The sequence below is a fragment of the Paenibacillus sp. 2003 genome (assembly GCF_031455635.1).
GTDB lineage: Bacteria > Bacillota > Bacilli > Paenibacillales > Paenibacillaceae > Paenibacillus > Paenibacillus amylolyticus_B.
In genome coordinates this window covers 166,130-179,239 of sequence record NZ_JAVDTB010000007.1, presented here as the reverse complement: position 1 = coordinate 179,239, position 13,110 = coordinate 166,130, and the positions used below count along the sequence as shown (strand labels likewise).

Sequence of the window (13,110 nt, the reverse complement as noted above, 5' to 3'; positions counted from 1 at the left end):
TTCATTTATAATTTCATCAAACAACTATATTTCAAACGGTATAAATTTTGTAGAGACACGTATTAACCTACCTAGGATTAATAAAACAACATATTTTCCTGTCTCCTGTCTCCTTTCTACTATTTAATCAAAAGCACAGATCACCCATCTAAAGTGGCTGAAGAATACTGGGCAGTCATTCATTAATTTGGAGGTACTGCTTAGGATCTTGCAAGTGTCAGCGTGTAAACCTCGACCGGAAACTCCATGGAGAAGCTAGCATTCGAGATGGCCTGTCCGCAAGCGTCCAAGGTGCTCCCAGTTGTGTATATATCATCGATTAACAGGATCTGTATGGGTTCGGCAGGTGACATGCCCTTTTGCGTTGGTAGATGTGATCCCCTGTACAGTTCTTCAATTAACTGCATGCCATCCGGCTTGATGGAAAAAACATTCTTCATCGTTTCGATACGCTCACTGCGTGATTTGAAGCTTTGTTTGGTGGTATTGATCTGGCGCTGCAACAGATCAACGATAGGCAGGCGGCAGGCGGTGGCGAGCCCAGCAGCTAGCCGCTCCGCCTGATTGAAGCCGCGCTCGGCCAGGCGCTCACTGCTCACCGGAACATAGGTGACCGCGTCAGGCCGCCATTGCGGCTTCGTTTGTTGAACAGGCGTGGCGAGATGAGCCACGGGGGCTGGGGGTTCTTTTGCCAAAACAGAATTCTGTTCATCGCTCATCGCTCGAAAGGCTTGAATCAACAGCGCGGTTAAGAGCGGCGCGTATCGTTCATGGCCTCTGAATTTGTACATGCCAATCCATTCTTTCATAAGAGCGTTGTATTGTACGGCGCTGCGGTTGAGGATAAAAGAACGGTTTTGCTTATGTGGACGAGCACAGTCCGGGCATCCGACACCCCGACCACAACGCAGACAGCGGATGGAACGAATCCATGGAATCTGCTTCACACAACGTGGGCATATACCTGGATAGAGCGAGGAAAGGATCGCCCGAGTGCCGCATGTCAAACAAGTCGCTCCCGGTGGGGCGAGCAGATGATGAAGGCGTTCGGTAAGGTGTTGAGCGTGATCGGTCATGTTGCTGAGCCAGTTAAACATAATGGTGCAAACCTCCAATCTGGTCTGGGGAATCTAATGGTATGTAGGGAACTATACGCTGTGTGTACTTTGAAATATGGATATTAATTTATATATTTAGACAGTAACAATTAACAATTATGTCTGGGATGGCGGATGCAGGTAGCCTTTGCGACGAGCGATGGTGTTCATTTTCCGAATTTGTGCAACGGCCTTCACCTGTGAACGTGTCCGACGAGATGATGCAAAAACCACTCTACCCGCCGGGTCATCCATGGAACGCCCTGCTCTGCCCGCCATCTGAACCAGTGAAGCTTCATCAAAGAGACCGTTGTCTGCATCCAATATAAAAACATCGCTGCGCTGAATGGTCACGCCACGCTCCAGAATTGTGGTGGTTACGAGCAGACGAATTGTGCGTTCACGAAAAGCTGTAACTTTGCTAGCCCGATCGGGGTCCTGAGATGAAGTTCCTTCGATATGGATTCCGGGAAAAGTATGACGCATCAGGTTCACAAACGTCTCAATCTGGGCAATGCGTGTCACAAACACAAATACCTGGGCGTCACGCTTCAATGAAATTTGGATGTTAGTTTTCAAAGCAGAAGGAAGATTTCGTTTCCTAATACATTCAGCAACGGTAATCATCTTGATCAATCTTGGCACAGGCAAAGGATGACGGTGGAAACGTACTGGAACTTTGGCATGAGTGAGTATTCCCTGCGATGCTTCCCTCTGTAGCCGAGCTGGTGGGGTAGCAGACAAATAGACAAAATTGCCATTCGGTTTACAGGAAGATGCAGCCGCGTGAGCGAGCATGTGATCGTTATGGTACGGGAAGGCATCCAGTTCATCGATGATCACGAGGTCAAACCCCTGATAAAAACGCATCAGTTGATGTGTGGTCGCGAGCGTCAGTTGAGCGTCTTTCCAACGTTCGTCACTGCCTCCGTAAAGGGTAGCGAGCGAGGTGTCCGGAAAAGCCTTCGCCAGACGCGGAGCCAGTTCCAGCACCACATCTCTGCGAGGGGTAGCGACTAAAGCTCGTCCACCACGATCCAATGTATGTTGGAGCAAGGGGAAAATCATCTCGGTCTTGCCGGCCCCGGTCACGGCCCACAGCAAGAACCGCCCCGGCTCATCCCCTGCGGGTGGCCGGGCCAAAAACGCAAGCGCCGCGGCTGCTGCCGCGCTCTGCGCTGCGCTAAGCCCCCACCGGGCGAGCCCGCCGCCGGTGGGGGCCAAGGCCGTGCCACGCGGTACTTCGCCGCGTCGTGGCACGGCCCCTTGCGCTGCACTGCGTAGCAGCAGCGCACAAGCACGGCTGCGCCCCAGCGCGAGGCAAGCCTCGCAGTAGGCGCACGCCGCCAGGCCGCAGGCAGCGCAGGGCACGCGCTGCCTGGCTTCGCTGCCACAACGGTGGCAGCGGGGCGCGCTCCGCGCGCGTCCAAGCCACGCGCGCCGTCGGCGCGGGGCAGGCCCTTCGAGGGCGGCTGTGATACTCAGCCGCCCATGCAAGCGCGCGAGCTGCGCAGCCGCGCGCCACTCCCCTGGCGGCTGGGCGGTATCCGCCAGCAACGCCTCCACCTCGGCCGCCAATAATTGGCGGCCGCTGATCCGCTCATCCAGCAGGGCCGCGTCCCGCTCTAGCTGAGCCCACTGCACGGCGGGATACGGCTCGGGCATCCCGCCTACCTGAAAGCGACGCACAGCGGCACTATTCGCTTTGCCCGCTATGCCTTTTCTGGCCTCTGTTTCCCCCGAGGCCAGTTCATACATATCCAACTTCCGCGCAAGATAACTCTGCCATTCGCGCTCACCCCACTGATCCATACCTCGCTCCATCTCAAAATGTTCAACCAACCAGGATGCCTGACTTAACGGCAACGCCGCACCTAACAGCAACCAGCGCAGCACATGTCGCCCACTTCCTCCCTCGAGCCACCAAGCCACATCCACTCGAATGTCGAGTGATAGTACCATGCTCCACCCTTCCTCTACACGGCACGCATATAAGGCAACTTTCATTTACTCTCCTCCCCCATCGTAATTTTTCCGAACGCAAAAAAAGCACATGCCAACCCGGCTGTTCGCCGGAGCATGTGCTTCATGTCCATATTCCATCTTCTTATGATTAATCTATTTATCACTATACCAATTGAATCTCTACACCACAAGGTTAGTCACACAAGATGATTCCATCACACCAATTCTTCTAATAACCAGAATCTTTCTATAAAATTGCGAAACTTTTTCCAATCTGAATCGTCTATACTTTTAAATTAAGAGTTCTGACTTCGAAAAGCTTATTTCTGTGATCAAGAACTCTTCATATCCAGGCAATAACCATAGATTGCATAAAAACCCATTTTTAATTTAAAAGCAGACTTGGCTACAATTACAAAAAAAGACTACAGCTTCTGCTGTAATCTTTTCACTGTAGATCTGTGAAATGTTAATCCCATTTCCGTTCACATGATGATTTATTGCTCAGACTCACGCAAATCAATCAGGCGAAAAGTGTGATCGGTCTGTGCTACCCTTTCAATATCAGCAGGGACAGCAGGCAGATAAGATGTCTCCATTCCTTGCCTTTGCATAAGCTTTTCAATAATCGTAATCGTTTCCGCTTCTGTACGATCAGCAACAACGGTTAATCTGAAGCTCTTACCACGGTATAACAATTCCCGGCAAAGTTCTCTTACAATGCCTTCGATCCGCCCTGCCTGATTGGAAGGGATGAGCAGGATCTGCTCGAAACCTTCAGATTCCGGACGGGAAAGATGGCGCTGGTGCATGGCATGAACGGCCATTGCCGCCAGGAAGTATATGAGCAGAATCATAGTCAGATGAGCAACCATGGCAACTGCACCTCCTCGGAAGGTCATGCTCACCCATGGCGAACATCCCTGTATACAACAAGTATATGCTGTACTTCCTGAAGGGTTACACTTGCATTTCCTATCACTCATATTCCATTCTGATCGACACCGGACGAAGAAAGACAGGCCAGGTCATTCATTCACGCCTAAGCTTGAACATATGTTCCGCACAACCTTACACTTTGCTCATTTGCAGTGATAAAGTCCATTAACCCGCAGACCAATCCAACATTCTGGAAAGGGCGCGAGTGAACACCAATCTATACTTCGTCAAGGTCGAATCAACCAATGGACTGACTTACCGTAAGAATACTGCTTTACGAAAAACATAAGGTATTAGAGCGTAACCCAACCATACTTGATCGAATTGATAACAGCTTGTGTACGGTCGTCCACTTCCATCTTCTGCAGAATACTGCTGACATGGTTTTTTACCGTTTTTTCACTGATGAACAGGAATTCACCAATCATTTTGTTGCTCTTACCTTCTGCCATCAAACGCAATACTTCAGCCTCACGACGTGTGAGCGGGTTATTGTCGCCAGCGACAAATTTAACGCCTGCTTCCTTCGAAGCTCCTTCACTCATTGCCCCTGTTTCATTAAGATACGTCATACGACGCAGCTGCATGATCAGTTTGCCCGTTACTTTCGGATGAATGAACGCATGTCCTTCATGCACGGAACGAATCGCATTGATCAGAGACTCGGCCTCCATATCCTTCAGCAAGTATCCGTTAGCCCCTTTACGAAGCGTCTCGAACACATAACTTTCATCATCATGAATGGACAAGATAATCACTTTTACATCAGGGAACAGCTCACGCAATTTCTCCGTTGCTTCAACCCCATTTTCGATCGGCATGTTGATATCCATCAATACGATATCAGGTTTATCCTGATTGCAGAATTCGAGCACTTGAATTCCATCGCCGCATTCGCCGATGACCTCAATGTCGTCCTCCATATTTAAAATGCGTTTCAGTCCCTCACGGAACAGCTGATGATCATCAGCCAAAAGAACTTTAATCGATGCTTTACCAGTATCACGGTTTTCCATCATCCTGCTACTCCTTTCCCTTATCCACGTTTGTCGGGATATGAATCACTATTTTGGTTCCTTGATTTTCTCCGGATTCAATCTCTATTCTTCCTTCTAACAGTTCAACCCGTTCTCTCATCCCAATCAGACCGAAGTGGGTATGATCCTTGCTTTTCTTCGCAAGAAGCTCCGGTTTGAACCCAAGCCCATTGTCCTGAACGACAATTTTGACGAGCTGAGCCTGGTATGTAATTTCCACTACAACATAAGTGGGATAAGCATGCTTTGCAGCATTCGACAGACCTTCCTGCACGAGGCGGTAGATCGCTGCCTCCATCGCGGAAGATAAACGGTGTTCCTTACCTCTTGTTTCAAAAAGCGACCGGATTTTCGTTTTTACCTCAAAATCCTGCACGTACTTTCGAAGCGTTGGAATCAGTCCCAGATCATCCAGTGCCATAGGACGCAGATTGAAAATAACTTTTCTCATTTCTTCAAGACTGGAACGAACCTGGCCTTTCAAATCTACTATTTCGGCCTGGACCATCTTAAAATCCTGCTTAATGAGCATTCTTTCTACAATTTCCGTCCTAAGCACTAGATTGGCGAGCATCTGTGCAGGCCCGTCATGAATTTCACGAGCAATACGTTTCCGCTCTTCTTCCTGGGCCAAAATTATTTTCAAACCAATCATTTGTCGATTTTTGGCAGATTCGATGATCCGGGTCACTTGACCCAGTTCACCTGACAGGTACTCGAGTACAACACCCATCTGCGAACCGATGGTCTCGGCACGCTCCACAGAAGCTTCCACATTTTTGGCACGCTTTTGCAGATCATCCCGACGGGCCTTCAGATACATTTCCTTCTCACGATAAATCATCAGATCCAGCTGCAGCTGTGTTGCTTTCTCATACGCCTGCTTAATATCATGCTCGGAATAACGGACAAAGTCGCGACTAACCTCAGTCAGCCGGATCCGGGAACGGCGGTAGTTCAGCTCCAATTGATCTACTTTCTCGATCGTTTCCGCCGTTTCCTTCAGCACCGACTTTAACTCCTCGTTGAGTGTTTTCAGCTCATCGCGAGTTGCGTCCATAATTTCGAACATTTGATATTTGCTGTTTTCCATGACTTGTATGGCGTTTTTAATGACGCGGTCTATGGCATCGGCTTGTAAATCCACGTTTGTTCGACTCCATTTCTATCGTTTCCGGTATATATCATACCATATCACGATGAGATGGTAACGGTCTTCGTTTTCTGTTCCCATTTTACAGTCAGACCAAGTTGCTCGGAAACGAGTCTAAGCGGGACTAAAGTCCTACCACCCGTTACGTATGGTGCAACAGTTGCGCTCTGTCTTTTACCATTCAGAATGAATTCTTTCTGCCCTACAACCAGATCAATCAGCTTGCCACCACGTAATACCGTGATCCGCTGATTTTTGCTATCCCAGCTTGCCTGACCACCAAAAGCGTCCAAAACATGTTTGATTGGCACATACGTCGTACCATTTTTCAGAACCGGTGCTGCATCAATCGCTTTTTTCGTTCCGTTCACCGTCATCGATTTCTGTCCAAGCACAAGCGAAGCTGTTCCCGTAGGCAATCCGACTTCACTGGACTTGGAAGGCATCGTGAATGCGATGTTGTCAAAAGCAACCATACCTGATTTCGCACGCTCATCCTGACCTTCTTCCACGTTCACCACATAGACCCGCTTCAGCTTCGCTGGATAGGCGATGTTCAGTCCATTCAGGTCCACGCTCAGCTTCTTCCACCCGTTCCAGTCAATCGCCTTGGCGAGATCGGCATATACCGTTTTGCCATTGGCATCCGTGAATTCGGCACGCAACCAGTTTAGGCTCTTATCTCCCATAACATCCATCGACATCGATGTAGCTGCAGCAGATACTTCTCTGCCGGTAGAACCATTCAGTTGTGCATAAGCGTACATTTTGCCTGTTCCAGCTGTCATATCATAACCGAGTTGCAGTACATTGGAGCCAGCTTTCTCACCAGTTCCTGCTGTAACGGTCGCCGAACCAGTTACACCCGCTGCGTTCGTCGTGAAGTTGATCGGATAATTCACGTTTTCGAAGTTCTCCCAGATCGTTTCGCTCGCAGAAGCCGAGAGTACTACGACTGTGCTGTACCCATCATAACGACCAATCGCATATCCTACTTGTGCACCTGAATTGACGGAAGATACGGTTAATTGGTCAGCCGTAACTTTACCTTTGAACCCGATAAATTCCCATGTCAGCGAGTCCGCCGGAACCGTGACACTTTGTCCGCTCTTCGTCGTTGCTGTCACCGGGATGGACATCGTTGTGCCTGCTTTGAGCGAACCGAGACCTGATCCTGCTGTCAGGGAAGCCAGTTCACTTCCACCCAGTACCGATACTTTAATGGAGGATGAAGCTCCGTTGCTCGTTGCCGTCAGCGTTGCTGTACCTGGCTTCACGCCTTTGATCGTGCCGTTACTAACACTCACGATGCTGTTGTTGCTGGATTTCCAGGACATGCTGATATCACCTGTTGCAATCGGGTTGTAGTAGGTGTCATATCCTTTGGCTGTGTACTTGCCCTCTTGTCCCACCAGCAACGTTTGGCTACCACTCACGGCAAAGCCCTTCAGTTTACCTGCAGGAGCCGTAGAGAACACACCCAGCGTGTTTACAACCTGACGTTGCTCGGTGCCATACTCTGTGTTGAACGTCAGATCAGCGGTTTGCTCACCCAACGGACGGGTTACCATCGTTGTGGAGCCGCCTCCGTCCAGGTTCATGCCTTTCCAGACACCCACACTGGTCATAAAGGATTGCAGTTCCGTCAGCGACATCCCGCTGCTGTTACTGTTTTTCTCCGCGGCGATGATGTAGACATACCGACCATCCTGGGAGTATCCTACTGCCGTTCTTGCACGAATGCCACCGATGCCGGAAGAAGCAATATCACGGGAAAAGGAAGCTGCCTTTCCACCGTTCACCAAAATGGTGTGACCGCCAATCATCATTTCCAGATTACTTGGATCGACCGATTGCCCGGTTGTTTTACCTTTTAGTTTGTAATCCGCATCCAAGGTCTGTCCCACGGATAGATGGCTCATGATCCATGTCGCCGCTGTTCCATGCGCACGCAAAATGTACCCATCCTTTGGCACCGTCATGTTTAACGCTTTTTTATCCGAGATTTGGGTGATTACTCCATTCTGCACGAGAACCTCTGTCGGCGTTGTGGAAGGGTCATTCGGACGTTTGGTAGACGTCCAGGCAGGTGTATAAATATACATCGAGTTGGCATGACTATATTTCACCGCACCTGACTCTACCGTATAATCCTCTTTATTTATCCCACGCAAAGCAAAGGTTGAACCATCCTGCGCCTTCACAGTCCCATCAAAGGAATACTCGTCGATCATCGGTTTGCCATCCTTGGTCACCGTGAGGGCATACATGCCTGACAGCTCAGAGGGTGTGGAGACCAGCACGCCATCGGAGACCTGTCCACCAATGGGTGCGAGTTCCCCGGATACATTGAAGTAATCGCCATTCACAGCAGCTACTGCACCATTTTCCTTAGCCATGGCACCTGTGCTCTGTTTACTGTTCAGATTACCACCCTTGCCTGTCATCACATCCAGCTTCACATACGGGTTCTGCAGATCCACCTGTATTACATCCGCCAGTACGTTGACCTTGGAACCGGAACGTGTTGTTGTATATCTGTATTTCATGAGCTTCGCACCCGAAGTCAGAATTTCTTCACTCAACTTGCTTGTATTTGTAGATGCTGCTGCGGCCACCGATTGCCACGAAGTGACTGACCACATCTGCCCGCCTGCGCTCATCACCGGTGCAATCCAGATCACACCCGCCAGCGTCACAATCGCCCATTTCTTCACCTTACTGCCCTTAACGTCTTCCAGCTGTTTCCCATGTTTCCCCAGCATGTCTGAAACGTCTCTCCCATCTTGTATATCAATCTTAGACATCACGAACACTGCCAAGTAGGCAGCAGATAGCGAGATCTCTAGTATACTCTTCTATTAATAGACTGCTTTTTGTGGAAAAAGTTACGTTTGTCCCCTATATTAGCATGCATAGATTATGAAAATAGCACACTTTCATATCTCGGATGTAATTTTTTCAGTTATTCATATGAAGTTCATATAAAAAGAAGCACATCAGCTTGAGTAATTGGGCTGATGTGCTTCTAAGTTGGAATATATCTACATGTACTGGAGAATACGTTACCTCAAAAGTTGAACAAATTATTTTTACAGATAACCGATTTGATTCAACATACGTTTTAACATCACTGCTGCCTGTTCTCTGGTCGCTCTATCCAAAGGCTTGAATTCCTTATTATCCGTCCCTTGAATAAGGCCTGTCTGTACTGCTTTGGCAACAAGATCCGGGGATTTAATCTTTTTATGGTCCTTGAATTTGGCCAAGATATTCTCGGCTGACAATTGAAGAGTTGGTGATTGCCCCGCGTAGTTCATTGCTTTAACTAACATAATCGCCATTTGTTCACGGGTAATCAGATTGTTGGGCTGGAACTTCCCTTTACCAACGCCCTGAATAATCCCCGCCTCGACTGCAGCACCGATATACCCATTCGTTGTGCTGTTCTTGCCAAGATCACTGAATTGCGCAGCAGCCGCGTTTCTTTTTAGTCCTAGCCCTTTCGCAACAAGTTCAGCAAACTCCGCACGGGTGATTTTACTTTTCGTATTGTATTTCGCAAGATTATCCGCTGTAATAATCCATTTCGAAGCTAATTCCGTTACAGCATCACGTGCCCAATCGGGTGTGCTCGGGAAACTAACCAGATGTGTAATTGGCGCGACAATCTGATTACCATTGAGCATTCCTCGTGCAACAATCCCTGTTGACGTGGTTCTATACGCAGTAGGGATGTACGATAATGACTGTGAATTGGGATCAACCGCTGTCAAGCTTGTTAGTGTCGTAGACGTGTTGCCAGGAAGCTTGATTGAATACTGGCTTCTAATATTTTGTTCCACACTTTTCCCTGTATTCCCGTTGAAGAGTGTAATGTAAGCCTCTGTTGCATCCCCCAGACTCTGAGCATTGGTTCTGGATAACATGTAATCCATAGCACCTGAAGAAAGTCTTGGAACAGTTTCCATCTGTACATATAGTGTCGCTGTACCTGGAGCCGTTGTGATTCCTGCACTTTGTCCCATAGACACCAGTTTCAAATCAGCGAGAGGCACACTCCATATACTGTCTTTATATTTGACCCCAATCGTACCCGTGCGATACCTTGAAGCGATTTGGGATAGCTTATGGAATGGAATTCCAACGTATGCTGTCTCATTACTTGCTGGCACCTCGAACAATATAGGTTGATTTAATTTATAATTTGCAGAAGCGTATTCGAATGCTTGACCAAGCTTTGTCTCATCGATCGTATACTGCTGCGTTGTACGATTATTATGTGAGGGCGTACTCTTGGCAGAAGCTACATCCGTGCTCATGACCAGAAGTGCTTGACCAAATCCAGAATCAACCGCACTCCACTCGGTCAGCCACGCTGGGCGCCCTACTGCTGTAGTATCTGTGGGATTAGTGATTGTGCTCTCCTGAAGTGTCAACGGACCAAATGCCCCTACCTCAGTATTCAGCGCATCTCTAAGCGACACTAATCCAGGTGTGTAGGTAATCGTACCTGTCTGTCCAGCCGGCACAGATTCGGACAGTTTCAAGGTAACCACTGATCCTGTCACCGAGGCAGAATTCACCGGAATGGTCTTGCTACCAATCAATACTTTGAACTGAGCAGGTGTTAATAACGGCTCAGTTTTTAAAGCGTTTCGGAAGTTAACCTGTATTGTGTCCCCTTGTAAAATACCTGACAAGATCGTTCCGTTGCCATAAGTATGTGTCACAGGAACAAGATCCAGCAGAGCTGCTTGATTACCAGCTAAGTCTGTCAGACGATAAGCCCCTGGAACATAAGAAAGGGTTACGATCTGTGTACTTGTTACGGGTGAAGCAAGCGTTAGTGTCACAAGATCGTCCTCGATGTCTACATTGTTAACAAATACGGCTTTGCCATCTACCAATACGGAATACTGATTGTTCAAAGGTTTGTTCAATCGACTTAATGGCTCATTATAGTAGATCCATAACTTATTGCTGTTAATCTCAGCCTTCTGGAATTCAGGTGGCTTCGTATCATTGCTATTGCGCACATAAAACCCACTGAAACCAGCAAGTGCCTGACCACGACTATCTTTAATAGGCTGTTCACCCGGTTGATAGGATACACGGACAACTTCACCATTAGATATCGAACGACTGAGATTCAATGTAACAAGTGAACTGTTATTGGTCGACATACTGCTGACACCCACAGCCGATTCATCTGCAGTAACACTGAATTGTTTATATGCATCACTTGAGTTAATATACACCGTCTCAGGATAATAGAGATTAATTGTATTTGTATACGCTATACCTTCACGCGGCTTGGACATGATGGAATCCAGACCATTCTCCACGTCTCTCGCAGAGAATGCCGGAGCTGCATTAAGTGACAAGTCCTGAATTTTGCGTATCCCGGTTGCTGGTGTATAAGCGATTCTCACTACCTGTCCTACCGCTACTCCCGTATCGAGTACAACATACACACTATCCCCTGACACGTAGGATGAGCTGACATTCCGATTCTCGCCATTAACCGTAACTGCGAAACTTGACGTTAACGGATCAAGGGTTGAAAGTAATTCGTCATACGTCAGTCGGATGATCGTATTACTGTACATTTTTACTGTCTTAAGTACAGGGGCGGTTGTATCAGCAGACAACGTTCTGAACGTCCATGCCGTAGCTCCATTCAATCCAGTGAAGAGATTTCCGGATCTATCTCGAAATACATTAGCAGGAATATCAATAGTATACGTCGTGTTGCTCGTCAGACTTGTTTGTGGAATGATGCGCAACTGACGGTTGTTGGAACTGTTTATGATTGTTGTAGCATTAACCGTTCCACCATTGATATTTTTCAGCGTGGCTTGGGGCGTATAATTGGTATCCAGTTCTTTGTTAAACGTTAGGGTCAACTCACCTGACAGCGCCACACCTGTTGCCCCGTTCGTTGGAGACATGGAGGCCACAGTTAATGCTGTAGGGTCAGAGAGCACAGTGAATCCCCAGTCACTACGCTGTATAGCCCGGCTGTCATTTCCGTTGGCATCACGTAAAAAACCTTCTGGTACAACTATGTATATCGTGCTGTTATTCGCCCAATTTTTAGCGGGATCAATGGCAACTGTTGTTTGGGTTGAGTTAAAACTGATCTGTGAAGAACTCGCATCAACCTCTTCGAATAACGTATTCCCTTGATAGATCTGTAACTTGCCATTACCTCTCGACATCACTTGATCATAGGTAAGCAGGATATTGACAGACGGCGCAACACCTGTAGCCGCATTAACGGGAGATCTACCTACTAATTGAGCCGCACTGGGCCCAGCGGTATGAAATACCCATTCCCTATTTAAGCCTGCAAAGAATTGATTATTTTCATAGGCAAAAGATTGACTGCCAATAGAAACATAGAAGCTACCGCCTGGCAAAGCTGAAGCTGGTTTAATTTCTACCAATTTCCCTAGGTTTGCATTAATATCGATATCATCTGGTCTGACGCTTACCGCCGGACTATTCACTTCAATCTCTGTAACGATGGAGCTATCAGATATTCGACGAATGGTGATTTTATCTGTAGTGCCCTCAACCTTCTTTACCGGGTTATTGAATTCAATTTTGAGTGGTACAGAACCGTCCACCTGAGTAGCATTTAATAAAGGAATCGTGGCACTAATCCCTTTCCCAGCCAATTCGTCTGCTGCATATGCAGGTTCCATACCTACCCATCCGGTCAACCAGCCATGTGCAACTAACATCACAACCATAAGACTAACCAAACCCTTACGGGCTATTTTTTTCAAAAACACCCAACCTTCCCCCTCATCTAATTTTCCTGATTGTCTGATATACAGACCTCTATATTTATGTCGGTCAGAGGGAGATTTTCAATTAATAAAATGGAAATGTATGGTGTTTTATTTTG

Annotated in this window: 8 protein-coding genes; 1 reads left to right on the top strand and 7 read right to left on the bottom strand. The window is 47.8% G+C overall.

Going from position 1 to position 13,110, the window contains the following annotated elements; genetic code table 11:
- Positions 1 to 200 precede the first annotated feature (200 nt).
- On the bottom strand, positions 201 to 791 hold the full coding sequence (locus J2X75_RS23785; protein WP_310340762.1) for a ComF family protein: 591 nt from the start codon (positions 789 to 791) through the stop codon (positions 201 to 203).
- Here J2X75_RS23785 and J2X75_RS23780 point away from each other — a divergent pair.
- The gene (locus tag J2X75_RS23780) at positions 771 to 1,184 is read left to right on the top strand and encodes a hypothetical protein (RefSeq protein WP_310340759.1); all 414 of its coding nucleotides are present in this window, start codon (positions 771 to 773) and stop codon (positions 1,182 to 1,184) included. The genes J2X75_RS23785 and J2X75_RS23780 overlap by 21 nt on opposite strands.
- A 30-nt stretch (positions 1,185 to 1,214) precedes the next feature.
- Here the strand turns inward: J2X75_RS23780 and J2X75_RS23775 are convergent, their stop codons facing one another.
- From J2X75_RS23775 to J2X75_RS23750, 6 genes are all read right to left on the bottom strand, one after another.
- Positions 1,215 to 3,104 carry a helicase-related protein gene (locus J2X75_RS23775; protein ID WP_483874290.1) on the bottom strand — a complete coding sequence of 630 codons (1,890 nt, stop codon included), beginning with the start codon at positions 3,102 to 3,104 and terminating at the stop codon, positions 1,215 to 1,217.
- 455 nt (positions 3,105 to 3,559) lie between these two features.
- The gene (locus J2X75_RS23770; protein WP_036612497.1) at positions 3,560 to 3,937 is read right to left on the bottom strand and encodes a hypothetical protein; all 378 of its coding nucleotides are present in this window, start codon (positions 3,935 to 3,937) and stop codon (positions 3,560 to 3,562) included.
- Between the two features lie 357 nt (positions 3,938 to 4,294).
- Entirely contained in the window at positions 4,295 to 5,017 is a 723-nt protein-coding gene (locus tag J2X75_RS23765; protein ID WP_026081439.1) for a response regulator transcription factor, read from the bottom strand.
- A 7-nt stretch (positions 5,018 to 5,024) separates the two neighbouring features.
- Positions 5,025 to 6,185 (bottom strand): sensor histidine kinase, encoded by a 1,161-nt coding sequence (locus tag J2X75_RS23760; RefSeq protein WP_074092506.1) that lies wholly within the window; start codon positions 6,183 to 6,185, stop codon positions 5,025 to 5,027.
- Positions 6,186 to 6,232: 47 nt separating this feature from the next.
- Positions 6,233 to 8,956 carry a stalk domain-containing protein gene (locus tag J2X75_RS23755; protein ID WP_310340752.1) on the bottom strand — a complete coding sequence of 908 codons (2,724 nt, stop codon included), beginning with the start codon at positions 8,954 to 8,956 and terminating at the stop codon, positions 6,233 to 6,235.
- Positions 8,957 to 9,283: 327 nt separating this feature from the next.
- On the bottom strand, positions 9,284 to 12,994 hold the full coding sequence (locus tag J2X75_RS23750; RefSeq protein WP_310340747.1) for a SwmB domain-containing protein: 3,711 nt from the start codon (positions 12,992 to 12,994) through the stop codon (positions 9,284 to 9,286).
- Between the last annotated feature and the right edge of the window lie 116 nt (positions 12,995 to 13,110).